Source organism: uncultured Muribaculum sp. (assembly GCF_910583865.1).
Taxonomy (GTDB): Bacteria; Bacteroidota; Bacteroidia; order Bacteroidales; family Muribaculaceae; genus Muribaculum.
On the sequence record NZ_CAJTYX010000011.1, the window covers coordinates 22,263 to 36,951 of the forward strand.

The window sequence follows — 14,689 nt, forward strand, 5'->3', positions numbered from 1 at the left end:
TTCGGGCGCAATTTAGTTAAAAAATGGAAATGTATGCACATGTCCGATGTTAAAGAGTGTTAAATTATGGCGTATCGGAATCGTCGGACGAGTCGGACAGGTCTGACGAGTCTGAGCCGTCTGACCTTGGGGAAGGCTTATCGGTTAGATGAAGAGGCCGTATCGTAATGTCTTACGATACAGCCTCAAGCGGATAGAAATTGTAGATATTGAAAAATTAAGAAACGGGAATTGTAGTGATCAGAATTTCACGTTGTCGGTGGTCCAGATGCCGGAATTCGTGCCTGTGACGTTGCCTGCGGCGTATTGGAAGTAGTTGTCGGCGGTGATGGTCACGGCATCCACAGGCCAGATTGAGCTACCGGAGCCGGTGTAGGAGCGCGCGATTGAGCCTGCGGCTCGGCAGGAGTTGACAGTGGGCTTGTCGGCGCATTGCAACTGTCCGCAGACGAGTCCGAGGATGCTCCCTTCTGTGGCTATGACGCAACCGGTGTTGGTGGCATCGGTGAGGGTGAGCGTTCGCACGAGCCCTACCACGCCGCCGGTCTGGGTCTTTGCATCGGCGTCAGACACGACCGTGCCGGTGTTTGTGCATCGCTCGATGAGGCATACGTTGGCGGCCTTTGTGCTGGAGGAGAATCCGAGGATTCCGCCCACGCGTAGTCCCGAACCCCATCCGGCTTTTGTCGCCTCTGACACTCCGGCATGCACCGTGCCTGAGTTCTCGCAGTCGCGGAGTATGAAATTGCCCGACGTGGAACCGAGTATGCCGGCCACGCGGTTTGTCTCGGCATATATGTCGCCGGCGTTGGTGCACTTCTCTATTGTAGTCGGCAGGGAGGCTGTGCCACGGGAGAATCCGGCGATGGCCGCTACTCCCGAGCCGAGAGAGTTGTCGTACATGTTGGAGCGCACGTGCTTTATCGAGCCTGCGAAGCGGCATTCCCCAATCGTGGAGGAGCATGCGTAGCCTACGATTCCTGCGATTGTGCCCATCGTTTTCGATTTGCCTTTGTTCATTAGCGATTCGAGCACCATGCCTTCGACGGTCACATTCGTTATCGTCGTCCGGTCGGCCAGGCCTGCCACGAATCCGTAGGCGCATGCCGACGCCATCGCCTCGTTGGTGACCTGCAATGTGCATGAGGCATCGATCACGAGATTGGTGACGGTCGCTCCTGAGCATACGCCGAACAGGCCGAAGCATTGCTCAGCGTCGGTCGACATGGAGAGGTTGCGTATCGTATGGCCGTTGCCGTTGAACACGCCGCTGAACGGATTTCCGTCCGTGCCGAGCGTGGTGGTGCTGTTGGAGAACACGGATCCGCGCAGGTTGCCTATCGGAGTCCATTGGCGTCCGGCCATGTCGATGTCGGCAAGCAGCACGATCTCCTCGTTTTCGTCGAGCCATTGTTCAAGCGAGGCGCCGGAGTTGACTGCCGCCGCGAATTCGATAAGCTGCTCTGCGGTGGATATGCCTTTTTCCTTGACGAATGCGTCCTGCGTGAATTCGACGGTAGCGTCACCCGACTCTGCGTTATGGAACGTGATCCGGCCTTGGCGCGCCTCCGGCAGGGTGTTTTCGGCGATCGAGAGCGTTACGGTCTCTTTAGGGGTGTCGGGGAGGACGGTAATCCATGCCGGGTCGGAGACGGTGGTGGTGTAGTCGACGTTGGTGTCGAGGGTGATGGTGATTTCCCCGCCTTTCGATGATATGCGCGACGCTGACACGTCCGTCACCTTGAAGCGGAAAGTCTCCTGCGGGGTCTGTTCCACTGCATATGTGATGGTCTCGGTGCCCGGATATGATATGCTGACGGTAGCTGTGCGCGGTGACATGTCGGCGGCCACAGGATAGGGGCTTATCAGGAAGCGCTCGACCCCGTTGACCGGTACGCTTCTCGCCGCCATGCGCACTATCCAGTCGGCATCGGTCTCTACCTTATAGTCGACGTTGGAGTTTACGAGGATTTCAAGCGTGCCGCCGTCGCCGGTAAAGCGGTTGCCGCTCGACGACACCATCTGCAGGGTGTCGGCCTGGTTGGGCGCGTCGTTTTCATCGCTGCATGCGGTGAAGGCCGTGGAGAGGCACACGGCAGTTATGGCTGCGAGATATGATATCGGTGATTTCATTGTGTGAGGTTGGTTATTGTGAGATGCGGTATTCAGATTCGTGTCCTATGACTGTCTCCTCGGCTATTGAGCGCAGGCGTGATGCCGTTGCCGGGTCGCATCCGCCGTCGGATGCTTTCGCGTCAAACCGTTCGCCGAACATCATCAGGTAGTTCACGCACGATTTGAGGTATGCTCCGTTGCGGTTGGGGTGCTTGGAGTCGGTGTAGAATAGATCGGACAATCCGGCGGCCACAGCCTTGTCGAAAGCCACCCCGATGGGCGACACGAGGTCGATGTTGCCGGCGGCGCGGGCCACGGCCATAGTACCTTCGAGCAGTTGCTGTTCAAAAGCCACCGATGAACCGTAGCCGTTCCAGTTGCTTTTGGGGAACGCCCATGTGTTTTCGAGGATTATCTTGGCTGCGGGCGAGCCTTCGCGGAATCGTGCGCCCAGGGCGCGGCAGTCATCGACTACCGCCTCCTGCGGCGACTGGGCGTATTTGGCGTAGCGTTCCGACTGTTCCTGCATGATGACGAAGTCATATCCGGTCTCGGAAGTGACGAATCGTGAGCGTTCGAGGTCGAGATGGTTGCTGAGATACTGCGAGCCTTTGGCAAACACGCGTATGTCGAGCTGGTGCCCCTGTGAACGCGCGAGTTCCTTTAGCAGGAATGCCGATGCGAAATAGTGGGTGAATGAATTGCCGAGTATCCCCACTTTCTTCACGTCCTTGCGCTCTATGGCAGGATAGGCGGCCATTGTGCAGAAATGGAACTCGTGGGACGGGAGATATATCTCGCCGGCATTGTCGGGGGTGAGGATTCCGTCGCCGCCGTTGCGGTTGCCGACGACACGGCATCGCACTCTGATCATGCCGTCGTCGGCACTGTTGGCGAGGATGAAGCTCTGCGTGAACGACGCATGCTGGTAGGAGCTGAAATGTTTCGTGTAGAACGAGTATTTTTCTCCGTCGGGAGTGGTGTGGAGGTCGCGGTCAGCCGGCATGCGCCATCCGTTGCCGTCGTAGATCTCGCAGATCCAGTATTTCGGCGCGCTGTTGTCGGCTGACGAGATTGTTAGCATGAAGTCGACCGAGGTTCCGGCATCGAGCCTCTCCGAGGGTACTGAGAAGAGAAGATAGTCGCCGGTATATAGTCCGGAGGCCGCTATCGAGCGTTTATAGGCGGTGGCTATCGAGCGCGAGAGCTTGCGGTTGTTGACACCGACGGCGGTGACGAATGAATGTCTCGCTCCGGTGTCGTGGTTGGCTTCGGCTGTGGCGGAGGTGAGCCATCCGCAAGCTTCCGCCTCGTCGTTGGTGTAGTACCATCGCGAAGGGAAGGCGTCGGCGCGGGCCACGGCCTGATGCTTTATTATTAGCGTTGATGTCTTGCCCGATTCATTGCCATTGAATTTTATCGTCGCGCTCCTTTCTGCTGTGTATGGCCCGTCGGGTGCCAGAGACAAGATGAATTCCGTGCCTGACTTCACGGTGCCCTGCGGCATGCCGGCAATCTGCAGCCACTTGTTCCCTTCAGTCGCTATATCCACGTCCTCGTAGGTGGTGACTCTGATGTCGCGATAGGCGCATCCGGTGCCGGTGAACACGATGTCGCTCTCCGACATTGAGCAGCTCCCTTCGGGGACGTATGAGGTCTGGGTTACGGGGATTTTAAGGTTGTCGTGGGCGGTGTATATGCAGATTTCCCCGGTGCGGTTCTCCTTGCCATTGTTGGGTGTGGCTGAGACGGTCAGCCTGTAGTGGCCGCTCTTGTCGCACCCACCCCGTGGCGACATGGTGAGCCAAGGTTCAGACGGTACGATGGAGTTCCATTCATTTCCCTGGCCTGTTACGCCCACGTTGATTACATAGGTGCCTCCCTCTGCCGGCACTGACAATGAAGCCACGTCGGCGGTTATTTCTTTCATAGGGTTCGGTTGGGGAGAGTCGGTAGATGAGCACCCGATAGCAGAGGCCCACAGTATGGTGGCCAGTGTTGACAGTATGCTGCGATTCATGGTTTTGATGTTGAATGGCATTATGATGGTTTTGTTGGTTGGTATTCTGTCGCGGAATCCGCTGACAAATAATACGTATTTCGCAGCCCCGATTTCCCGATTGCCTGATATGTTATACAACATGTTTTGAATTTTAGTAATTTTGTGGACGTAATGAAGAGGGTGGGGACGATGTGTCGCCGACCCGGTAAATAGAAAATAGGTTATGTCTGGACTGATAGAAAGAGTGCTCGAAAGGGTGCTTGCCGACGGCGAGGGAATCACCGTGGACAAAGCGATGGAACTGAATGATAAATGTAGCGCCGATGAACTCGCCGATGCTGCCGACAAGGTGCGCCGCCGTTGGTCGGGAAACGACATAGACACATGCTCGATAGTAAATGCACGTTCGGGGCGCTGCCCGGAAGATTGCAAATGGTGTGCCCAGTCGTGCCACCATCATACCGGTGTGGCCGAATATGCCGTCATTCCCGAGGAAAAGGCGATGGAGGCAGCCCGCATCAATGCATGTCGTGGCGTGCGCCGCTACTCGCTCGTGACGTCAGGACGCAAGGTTTCCTCCTCCGACATAGACAAGTTCTGCGACATCTACAGGAAAGTGGGCCGCGAGACCTCATTATATTTATGTGCGTCGATGGGTCTGCTCGGACTTGAAGAGCTGAAAAAGCTGAAAGAGGCCGGAGTGCGCCGCTACCATTGCAATCTGGAGACCTCGGCCTCATTTTTCCCGACATTGTGCACGACCCACACCCATGCCGACAAGCTGCGCACCATCGCACTGGCCCGCAGCATAGGTATGGAGATATGCTGCGGAGGCATCATAGGTATGGGCGAGAACATGCGTCAGCGTCTTGAACTGGCCCGGGAGGCGCGTGATGCAGGCGCCACATCGATACCGGTGAACATTCTGATTCCTATTCCGGGCACACCTCTCGAATCGGTCCCTCTCATCCCCGAGGAGGAAATCGTGCGCACTGCGGCGCTGTTCAGGCTGATCGCGCCGAAATGCACAATACGCTTTGCCGGAGGCCGCATGCGCCTGAGCCGGGACACTATGCGGCGCATGCTGCTCGGAGGCGTCAACGGCTCTCTTGTCGGCGACATGCTGACTACGGTGGGCAACACCCTCGATGACGATATCCGCCTTTTCGCACAGACCGGCTACGGTTGTCTGCCGCAGGAGCAGGCATGAGAATGTTCTTCGGTAGGGCGTTTTACGTAAATTTAACGTTTAAAAAAATATAAAAGGGAGTTTTTGCGTAAATTTGCAGTCGAATTCTCATCCACGTGCCTGAAAACTACTGCACGATATGACTCTCCAGGACGAAAATCCCAGCCAAGTGGAAGAAACACAGAAACAAAACACCCTGCGCCGGAGCATAAGCTTCATGAAGCGCCACCCCATATTGTATAATTTCCTGCTGATGGTGCTTGTCGGTTGTGGTGCCGTATGGATGGCGCTTATAGCCCTCGACATATGGACCGACCACGGATCCTACGAAGTGGTGCCCGACATGAAAGGCCTTTCCTATGACCAGGCTGTCAAGGCGCTTGAAAGTGTCGGCCTGCAGCCTGAACTTTCGGATTCCATCTATGACAGTACTACCGCTCCGGGCACCGTGCTCGAACAGTCGCCGCGTGCCCGTACCAAGGTGAAGCCCCACCGCACGGTGTATCTCACCATCACGGCCTTTTCCCCCAAGATGATATCACTGCCCGCCGTCACCGACATGTCGCTGCGTCAGGCGCGGTCCACCCTTGAAGGTATAGGTCTGCGCAACATCCGGGAAGTGGTCGTGCCGAGCGAATACAAGGATCTGGTGCTTGGCGTGAAATTCAACGGCGTGGCCGTGCAGCCCGGCGCACGGATTCCGACTTCCGCCACGATCACCCTCGAAGTAGGCGAAGGCCTTAGCCTCGATGTTGACAGCGTCGAGACCGCCGAGGCGACAGAGAACGACCTTGAAGCCACCACGTTGAACCTTGAATGACCGGAATATACCGAGTCGAGTTAAGATATATCCGTAGATAGACCCTATGATGACCGTTGACGATATAGAAAGCCGCCCGGCTGACGACGACCTTGACATGGCCGTCGGCGAGGATGCCGCTGTCGACGAAGATGATGACGGCGCGGGGCTTTATGAGCATTTCCGTTTCGTGGCCGACAAGGGCCAGGAGCTGCTGCGTGTCGACAAGTTCCTTGTGGCGCGCTTGCAGAAATCGTCGCGCAACCGTGTGCAGCAGGCTGCCGAGGCAGGCTGCATACTTGTCAACGGAAAGGCTGTCAAGAGCAACTATCGCGTGAAGCCTCTCGATGTGGTGCAGGTGGTCATGGACCGTCCGCGCTATGAGTTCGAGATCATCGCGGAGGATATACCGCTCGACATAGTGTATGAGGATGCCGACCTGCTGGTGGTCAACAAGCCTGCGGGGCTGGTGGTGCATCCCGGCCACGGCAACTACCATGGTACTCTTGTCAACGCCCTCGCCTGGCATTTCAAGGACACTCCCGACTACGATGTCAGCGATCCACGCCTCGGGCTTGTGCATCGCATCGACAAGGATACCTCCGGGCTGCTCGTCGTGGCCAAGACTCCGGATGCCAAGACCGCTCTCGGCCGTCAGTTCTTCGAAAAGACCACCAAGCGCGAGTATGTGGCCATGGTGTGGGGGCATCCCGATCCGGCTGACGGACGCATCGAAGGTAACATCGGGCGCAATCCGCGTGACAGGCTCCAGATGGCAGTGTTTCCCGATGGCGACCAGGGCAAACATGCCGTGACCCACTATTTTACCCAGCAGACGCTCGCTTACGTAAGTGTGGTGAAATGCGTGCTGGAGACCGGGCGCACCCATCAGATACGCGTGCATATGAAGCACATCGGCCATCCGCTCTTCAACGACGCACGCTATGGCGGCGACGCCATCCTGCGCGGTGTGGTCAGCGGTAGCTACAGGCAGTTTGTGGAGCATTGCCGTCAGGTATGCCCCCGCCAGGCGTTGCATGCGCGCACTCTTGGATTCCGGCATCCGCGTACTGGCGAGGAGATGTTTTTCACGGCTCCGGTGCCCCCCGACATGCAGGAGCTGATCGACCGGTGGACGGCTTACGCCGCCGGCTTAAATTGCTAAATGTAGTTAAGATATAAGACTTTATGGCTAAAAAATAAGCGATAATTGTTATCTTTGAACATCATAACTTTTCAGTATACATGATTATGGCAGATGAATTGACTATGGATGCCCGGCAGTTTGACGAAATTGCCCCGTATTCCGATGATATATTCCATGAAAAGATGGCGGAACTGGTCAAGGAACCGGGATTCGAGCACGCTGTGAAGTGGGTGCTGCCTGAGATAGACTTCGACGATTTCTGCGACGGACTGCTTCAGGTAAATGACAAAAATACTTTTCAACGCAAGATAATGTGGCCGTTCCTCGAGATGCTCGCGTCAAAGACCACATCCGGTATCACGATTTCGGGACTCGACAAGATCGACCCCTCCAAGGCCTACACATTCATCACCAACCACCGCGATATCGTGCTTGACACGTCGTTTCTGAATCTCTGCTTCCTGCGTGCAGGCTATCCGACCACCGAAGTGGCTATCGGCGACAACCTGCTCATCTATGCATGGATCAACGATCTGGTGCGGCTCAACAAGAGCTTTATCGTGAAGCGTGACCTTCCTCGCGTCAAGGCCCTGGAAGCCGCACAGCAGCTGTCGGCCTATATACATTACGCCATAACTGTCAAGAACCAGTCGGTGTGGATTGCCGAACGCCAGGGGCGCAGCAAGGATTCGAGCGACATGGCCCAGGACAGCCTCATAAAGATGCTCGGCCTGGGCGGCGGAAACGACTTCGCCGGCAATCTCGAGGAAGTGAACCTGCTGCCAGTGAGCATCTCATATGAATATGATCCCAACGACTATCTCAAGGCACGTGAATTCCTACTGCGCCGCAACGATCCGGAATACAAAAAGACCCAGCGCGACGACCTGTTCGCCATGGAGACCGGATTGCTTCAGCCAAAAGGCCGGGTGCATTTCGAGGTGGGCAACCCGCTTAACGGTGCGCTTGCAGGAATGGACCGCTCACAGGACAAGAACGTCATCGCCCGCGACGTGTGCCGCATAATAGACTGCGACATACACACCGGCTACAAGATCTTCCCTATCAACTATATCGCGTTTGACCAGCTGTACAACACGCGCCAGTGGGAGGAGAAGTACACCGAGGAGGAGGTTAAGGATTTCAACAATTACCTGCATGCCCAGATATTGAAGGTCGACATTCCCGACTTGTCGGAGGATGACACACAGTTCCTTTATGAGATGATGCTGACCATGTATGCCAACCCGCTGAAAAACAGCATTATCGCCAACGATATCTGTCTCGACGACGAGCCTGGGCTGGATTGAATACCCTCTAAGATAATTACCTGTTGCGATGCGGCTGCCTATTTTCCCGATGATTATCCTTATCGCCTTCAACCTTCTGGTTGACGGGTATATATGGGCTGTCCTGCGTCGTGTGGTGAAAAGCCGGGGTGTGTCGCGGGCATATCTCGTGTCATCGTTGCTGCTTATCGTCTATGCCGCTGTGATTGTGGCTTTACCGCGCCGGCGGGGTGGTGATTCACTCTTGCTTGCCGACATGTGGATGCTCTACAGCTATTTCACCGTCTACGTGCCCAAACTGGTGTTTGTGGCGGTTAGCCTGTTCGCGTGGCTTCCGCTTCTGTGGAAGAGGATGGTCTCACGTACGGTGCTCCGCATCGGCGTCCTGCTCGCATTCGCCACGTTTGTCGTGATGTGGTGGGGCGCGCTTGTCAACCGCACGAGGATCGATGTGTCCGACGTGGTGGTCTATTCGGAGAATCTGCCGGAATCGTTCGACGGTTACACCATTGTGCAATTCTCAGATTTCCATGTAGGCACTTACGGCAATGACACGACCTTCGTGTCGGAAGTGGTCGACACGATCAACGGTCTGCACCCCGACATCATATTCTTCACCGGTGATATCGTGAACCGGCGTACCGACGAGCTGACACCTTTCGTGGCGCCTCTTTCGCGCTTGTCGGCTCCCGACGGAGTGGTGTCGATCATGGGCAACCATGATTACGGCGACTACCGCGAATGGCCATCGCCGCAGGCCAAGTCCGACAATCTCAGGCGCATGCATTACATGCAGGCCGAAATGGGGTGGCGACTGTTGCTGAACTCCTCGGAATGGCTTCGCCGTGGGTCCGATTCGATAGCTGTGGTCGGTGTCGAGAACTGGGGCGACCCGCCATTTACCGTCTATGGCGACCTGCGCAAGGCCTATCCGGCTCCGGGCGACTCTATATTCAAGATTCTCCTCACACACAATCCCGCCCATTGGGTGGCCGAGGTCGCCGACACGGACAGTGTCAACATTCCGTTGTCGCTTTCGGGCCATACCCACGCCATGCAGATCGAGGTGGGCGGATGGTCGCCCGCGAAGTACCGCTATCCCACGTGGGGCGGACTTTATGCCGACAGCGACAGCACCCACCTGCTCTATGTCAACATAGGCGTCGGTGCCGTGGCGCTCCCCATGCGCATAGGCGCCACGCCTGAAATCACAAGGATAACATTGCGCAGAGGCCCGGCTTCATTGTCGTCGCCGTCGCGATCGCATACACGACAGAATAATCAATAACAACATACAGCATCTTATTCTCAGACTCATACACGATCAATGAACAGCGAGTTTGTATCTATCATTGCCGAGGAACTGAGCATCCCGCGCAAGTCGGTGAACGCCACCGTGAAATTGCTCGATGACGGAGCTACAATCCCTTTTATCAGCCGTTACCGCAAGGAGGCCACAGGCGCTCTTGACGAGAATGCCATACATAATATCGACCGCCGTTACCGTGCTCTCGAAGCGCTTGACAAGCGTAAGGAGACCATCCTGGCGTCGATGGAGGAACAGGGAAAACTTACCGCCGAACTGCGCAAGCGCATAGAGGAGACGCGCGATGCGTCCACGCTTGAGGATATCTACATGCCATTCCGACCGAAACGCCGCACGAGGGCTATGATAGCCACCGAGAAGGGGCTTGAGCCGTTGGCGCGTATGATCATGGCACAGAATCTCGACAATCTCGACAAGGCCGTGAAGAAGTTTGTCAAGGATGACGTGGCCGATGCCGCCGAGGCAATAGACGGCGCTTCCGACATAATCGCCGAATGGATAAGCGACAGCGAGAAGGCGCGTTCGATAGTGCGCTCCCGTTATCTGCGCAACGCTGTGATTACTGCCAGGGTCATTCCCGGCAAGGAGGAGGACGGACGCACGTATGAGAACTATTTCGACTACACATCGCCGCTGCGCCTGTGCACCTCCCACCGCCTGCTTGCCGTGCTTCGCGGGCAGAAGGAGGAGATACTGAAGGTGAACGTGTCAATCGACGACGACGAGATGATCGAGCGCCTCACACGCATGTTCCTGCGCTCCACGGCATCGCCGGAGGTAGCGTCGGTGATACGCGCCACGGTGCGCGACGCATACCGCCGCCTCATAAAGCCCTCGATCGAGAATGAGACGATGAACTCCGCCAAAGCCAAGGCCGACGACGGTGCGATAGCCATATTCGCCGACAATGTGCGTCAGGTGCTGATGGCGTCGCCGCTCATAGGCAGGAGGGTGCTTGCCGTGGATCCGGGGTTCAAGAACGGGTGCAAGATAGCCGCTCTCGACGCGCAGGGCAATGTGCTCTGCACTGACCAGATATTCCCCAATGCGCCGGCCAACGACTTCCATGGAGCGGCGTTCAAGATATGCTCGATAGTGGACCGCTTCGAGATCGACGCCATAGCCTTAGGCAACGGGACGGCCTCGCGTGAGACCGAGAACTTCCTCAACCAGCTCCGCTACCCGCGCCCGGTGCGCATATTCATAGTCAATGAGAGCGGTGCGTCGATATACTCCACTTCAGAGGTTGGTGTGCGTGAATTCCCCGACCTCAAGGACCTCGACCGCGGGGCTATCTCGCTCGGACGCCGTCTTATAGACCCCATGGCCGAACTTGTGAAGATCGAGCCGTGCCATATCGGCGTAGGGCAGTACCAGCACGACGTTGACCAGGCGAAGTTGCGCGACGCTCTCGACTTTACCGTGAGCAGCTGTGTGAATGCAGTCGGCGTGAACGTCAACACCGCCTCTCGTGAGCTTCTCAGCTACGTGAGCGGCATAGGGCCGACGCTCGCCGCCAACATCGTCAGCTACCGTGCCGAGAACGGCGACTTCACTTCGCGCCGCGAGCTTCTCAACGTGTCGCGCATGGGCGAGAAGGCGTTCCAACAGTGCGCGGGCTTCCTGCGCATACCCGGCGCGTCAAACATCCTCGACAATACGGGCGTGCATCCCGAGCGCTACGAGCTTGTGGAGGCTATTGCCTCCGACCGCGGCACCACTGTCGATGCCCTCGTGAAGGACCCGAAGGCGTTGCAGAGCCTCGACCTGTCACCGTATGTCACGAAGGATGCCGGTCTGCCCACCCTTACCGACATCGTCATCGAGCTTGAGAAGCCCGGAAGGGATCCGCGAGCCACCGACGAGGAGCCTGTGGAGTTTGACACCGGTATCCACGACATACGCGACCTGCACGTCGGCATGGAGCTTCAGGGCGTGGTCAACAATATCACCGCTTTCGGATGTTTCGTGGATCTCGGCATACACGAGAACGGGCTTGTGCATATATCGCAGCTCGCCGACCGTTTCGTGTCGTCGCCGCTGGAGGTAGTTCAGATGAACCAGAAGGTGCGTGTGCGCGTGATCGATGTCGATTATATGCGTGGCCGCATCGCCCTGACCATGAAGGACGTATCGCAACTGCCGCAGGGATGAGGACAGACTTGCCGGATACGATGTGCGTGGTGGGGATCGGGTCGAACAGTCCCGACCGTGCCGCCCGTGTAGATGCCGCTCTGGCATGGCTGGCACGTACTTTCTCGCCCGCATTGTTTTCTCCGGTCTATTCCACCCCGGAGTGGAGCGGGCGCTATCCGGCCTATCTCAATGCCGTGGCGTTGCTCGGTGTGGCTTCCTATGTAGGTTTTGACGACGTAAATGCCTCGCTGAAGCTTTATGAGCGCCGTTGCGGCAGAGTGCCATCCGACAAGTTGAACGGTATCGTGCCTGTCGACCTCGACATAGTGGTATGGCGCGGGGAGGTGTGCCGTGAGGCGGAGTTCACGAGGCCATATTTCGCCGAAGGCTACAGGATGGTGCTGGAAAAGATGTCACAACTTACCACGACGTAACAATCATTGACGATGAATCGCAAGGATTTTGAGATAATGGCTCCTGTAGGGAGCTACGAGTCGCTGCATGCGGCGATAGAGGCCGGTGCGGATGCCGTGTATTTCGGCATAGCGGGCCTGAACATGCGCTCGCGTTCGTCGATAAACTTCACTCTCGACGATCTGCGCACGATTGCCGGCATATGTGCCGGGCATCGCGTGAACACCTACCTTACGGTCAACACCATAATCTATGACTCGGATATTGCCCGGTGTCATGAGGTGATAGATGCCGCCCGCGACGCAGGAATCACGGCGATCATAGCGAGCGACATCGCCGCCATCACCTATGCGCGCTCCGTGGGAGTGGAAGTGCACATATCCACGCAGTGCAACATCTCCAACATCGAGGCCGTGCGCTTCTATTCGCAGTGGGCCGACGTGGTGGTGCTGGCGCGCGAGCTTAATATGGAGCAGGTGGCAGCCATCCATAAGGCTATCGTCGACGACGACATACGCGGCCCGAAGGGTGAGCCGGTGAGAATCGAGATGTTCTGCCACGGCGCGCTTTGCATGGCCGTGAGCGGCAAGTGCTACCTGAGCCTCCATGAACTGAATTCGAGCGCCAACCGGGGTGCATGCACTCAGATATGCCGCCGTGGATACACCGTGCGCGACCGCGAGACAGGTGAGGAGCTTGAGGTTGACAACAAGTATATAATGTCGCCCAAGGACCTAAAGACCATCCATTTTCTCAACAAGATGATCGATGCGGGAGTGAGCGTGTTCAAGATCGAGGGGCGTGCACGCGGGCCGGAGTATGTGAAGATAGCGGTCGAATGCTACGACGAGGCTCTGCGGGCCATAGCCGACGGCACTTATTCGGAGGAACTTATCGCCGGATGGGACGAACGGCTCGGACGCATCTTCAACCGTGGATTCTGGAACGGCTATTATCTCGGGCAGCGCCTCGGCGAATGGTCGTCGAAGTACGGCTCGTCGGCCACGCGCACCAAGGTGTATGCCGCCAAGGGGATGCGCTATTTCTCGAAGCTCGGTGTGGCCGAGTTCCTGATGGAGAACGGCGAGCTGCATGTGGGCGATGAGGTAGTCATCACCGGCCCTACCACCGGGGCGATGATCATCACGGTCGATGAAATACGTGTGGACCTGAAGCCTGTCGACAAGGCCGTCAAAGGTGACAGTTTCTCGATTCCGGTGCCGGGGAAGGTCCGTCCGTCCGACCGTCTTTACCGGTGGGAGCATGTGGGTGCGGGAGAAAAGTGACTTTTATATACGATAACAGAAATAATTTTTTGCGGGTAAGAGGTTGTTTTTAAACGACCTCTTACTTATCTTTGCCATATGAAACAGACTTTATCCAACGACCTGCTTACGGTCACGATAGACACTTTCGGTGCCGAGCTGCAGAGCATAGTGAATAACCGCATCGGCCATGAATATCTCTGGCAGGGAGACAAGAGATTCTGGGGACGCCGCTCTCCGGTGCTTTTCCCGATAGTCGGTTCGGTGTGGAACGGACATTACCGCATGGATGGCCGGGAGTTTGCCCTCGGCCAGCATGGATTCGCTCGCGACCGCGAGTTTGAGATCATGCCTGATACCCCGGACGACGAGGCATGGTTCATGCTTGTGTCGGATGAAAGTACCATGCAGCTCTATCCGCGACGTTTCCGTCTTGAAATCGGCTACCGCTTGCAGGAGGCGCGCCTTACGGTGATGTGGCGCGTGGTAAATCTCGACGACAAGGAGATGTGCTTCCAGATCGGCGCTCATCCGGCCTTCAACTATCCGGATTTCAACGCGGCCGATCCGGTGCATGGCTATTTCGGCTTCGACGGCGCATCACTTCAAACGCAGTTGATAGCCGAAAAGGGTTGCGTGGGCGATGCCACCGCTCCTGTGGCGCTCGATGCAGAGGATATGCTGCCTATAGAGGGTGACACTTTCCGCAACGATGCCATTGTGCTTGCCGACGGCCAGGTGCACCGCGTGTCTATGCTCGACAAGAATCGTGCGCCTTATCTGTCGGTACTCTTTCAGGCTCCTCTGGTGGGTCTGTGGTCGCCTTCCGGCGAGGCTCCGTTCGTGTGCATAGAGCCGTGGTGGGGCCGGTGCGACCGTGTTGGCTTCGACGGCGATTTCTCTGCCCGCGATTACGTGAACACCCTCGCTCCCTCCGCCACCTTCTCCGCCTCCTACCTCGTCATCTTCGACAACTTCTAACGCAACCTCTAAGGTCTTGGCGTGC

At 56.9% G+C, this 14,689-nt stretch carries 11 protein-coding genes; 9 read left to right on the forward strand and 2 right to left on the reverse strand.

From position 1 onward, the window contains the following. Nucleotides 1-240: 240 nt before the first annotated feature. Nucleotides 241-2,133 carry a BACON domain-containing carbohydrate-binding protein gene (locus QZ303_RS03915; RefSeq protein WP_295729383.1) on the reverse strand — a complete coding sequence of 631 codons (1,893 nt, stop codon included), beginning with the start codon at nt 2,131-2,133 and terminating at the stop codon, nt 241-243. A 13-nt stretch (nt 2,134-2,146) separates the two neighbouring features. Further along, nucleotides 2,147-4,135, reverse strand: coding sequence for a BACON domain-containing protein (locus QZ303_RS03920; protein ID WP_295729388.1), 1,989 nt, complete (start codon nt 4,133-4,135; stop codon nt 2,147-2,149). 205 nt (nt 4,136-4,340) lie between these two features. Here QZ303_RS03920 and bioB point away from each other — a divergent pair, with 205 nt between their 5' ends. The 9 genes from bioB (at nt 4,341) to QZ303_RS03965 (ending at nt 14,664) form a co-directional block, all read left to right on the forward strand. Further along, nucleotides 4,341-5,327 carry a biotin synthase BioB gene (gene bioB, locus QZ303_RS03925; RefSeq protein WP_295729390.1) on the forward strand — a complete coding sequence of 329 codons (987 nt, stop codon included), beginning with the start codon at nt 4,341-4,343 and terminating at the stop codon, nt 5,325-5,327. A 148-nt stretch (nt 5,328-5,475) separates the two neighbouring features. After that, nucleotides 5,476-6,126, forward strand: coding sequence for a PASTA domain-containing protein (locus tag QZ303_RS03930; RefSeq protein ID WP_295729393.1), 651 nt, complete (start codon nt 5,476-5,478; stop codon nt 6,124-6,126). A gap of 97 nt (nt 6,127-6,223) precedes the next feature. Continuing rightward, nucleotides 6,224-7,270 carry an RluA family pseudouridine synthase gene (locus tag QZ303_RS03935; protein ID WP_295729507.1) on the forward strand — a complete coding sequence of 349 codons (1,047 nt, stop codon included), beginning with the start codon at nt 6,224-6,226 and terminating at the stop codon, nt 7,268-7,270. An 86-nt stretch (nt 7,271-7,356) separates the two neighbouring features. Continuing rightward, nucleotides 7,357-8,562: an acyltransferase gene (locus QZ303_RS03940; protein WP_295729395.1), complete on the forward strand. Its 1,206-nt coding sequence runs from the start codon at nt 7,357-7,359 to the stop codon at nt 8,560-8,562. 28 nt (nt 8,563-8,590) lie between these two features. Further along, on the forward strand, nt 8,591-9,829 hold the full coding sequence (locus QZ303_RS03945; RefSeq protein ID WP_295729397.1) for a metallophosphoesterase: 1,239 nt from the start codon (nt 8,591-8,593) through the stop codon (nt 9,827-9,829). A 39-nt stretch (nt 9,830-9,868) separates the two neighbouring features. Next, entirely contained in the window at nt 9,869-12,022 is a 2,154-nt protein-coding gene (locus tag QZ303_RS03950; protein ID WP_295729400.1) for a Tex family protein, read from the forward strand. Then, a complete protein-coding gene (locus QZ303_RS03955; RefSeq protein WP_295729403.1) occupies nt 12,019-12,438 on the forward strand; it encodes a 2-amino-4-hydroxy-6-hydroxymethyldihydropteridine diphosphokinase in 420 nt (139 codons plus the stop codon). Before QZ303_RS03950 ends, QZ303_RS03955 begins: the two co-directional genes overlap by 4 nt. Nucleotides 12,439-12,450: 12 nt before the next feature. Next, nucleotides 12,451-13,704: a peptidase U32 family protein gene (locus tag QZ303_RS03960; RefSeq protein ID WP_295729406.1), complete on the forward strand. Its 1,254-nt coding sequence runs from the start codon at nt 12,451-12,453 to the stop codon at nt 13,702-13,704. Nucleotides 13,705-13,782: 78 nt separating this feature from the next. Then, the gene (locus tag QZ303_RS03965; protein ID WP_295729408.1) at nt 13,783-14,664 is read left to right on the forward strand and encodes an aldose 1-epimerase family protein; all 882 of its coding nucleotides are present in this window, start codon (nt 13,783-13,785) and stop codon (nt 14,662-14,664) included. The last annotated feature ends 25 nt before the right edge of the window (nt 14,665-14,689 follow it).

Excerpts from the sequence above, each read along its gene's own strand:
- QZ303_RS03915 (WP_295729383.1), bottom strand. The coding sequence starts at position 2,133 with ATGAAATCACCGATATCATATCTCGCAGCCATAACTGCCGTGTGCCTC.
- QZ303_RS03920 (WP_295729388.1), bottom strand. The coding sequence starts at position 4,135 with ATGAATCGCAGCATACTGTCAACACTGGCCACCATACTGTGGGCCTCT.
- bioB (WP_295729390.1), top strand. The coding sequence starts at position 4,341 with ATGTCTGGACTGATAGAAAGAGTGCTCGAAAGGGTGCTTGCCGACGGC.
- QZ303_RS03935 (WP_295729507.1), top strand. The coding sequence starts at position 6,224 with ATGGCCGTCGGCGAGGATGCCGCTGTCGACGAAGATGATGACGGCGCG.
- QZ303_RS03940 (WP_295729395.1), top strand. The coding sequence starts at position 7,357 with ATGGCAGATGAATTGACTATGGATGCCCGGCAGTTTGACGAAATTGCC.
- QZ303_RS03945 (WP_295729397.1), top strand. The coding sequence starts at position 8,591 with ATGCGGCTGCCTATTTTCCCGATGATTATCCTTATCGCCTTCAACCTT.
- QZ303_RS03950 (WP_295729400.1), top strand. The coding sequence starts at position 9,869 with ATGAACAGCGAGTTTGTATCTATCATTGCCGAGGAACTGAGCATCCCG.
- QZ303_RS03955 (WP_295729403.1), top strand. The coding sequence starts at position 12,019 with ATGAGGACAGACTTGCCGGATACGATGTGCGTGGTGGGGATCGGGTCG.
- QZ303_RS03960 (WP_295729406.1), top strand. The coding sequence starts at position 12,451 with ATGAATCGCAAGGATTTTGAGATAATGGCTCCTGTAGGGAGCTACGAG.
- QZ303_RS03965 (WP_295729408.1), top strand. The coding sequence starts at position 13,783 with ATGAAACAGACTTTATCCAACGACCTGCTTACGGTCACGATAGACACT.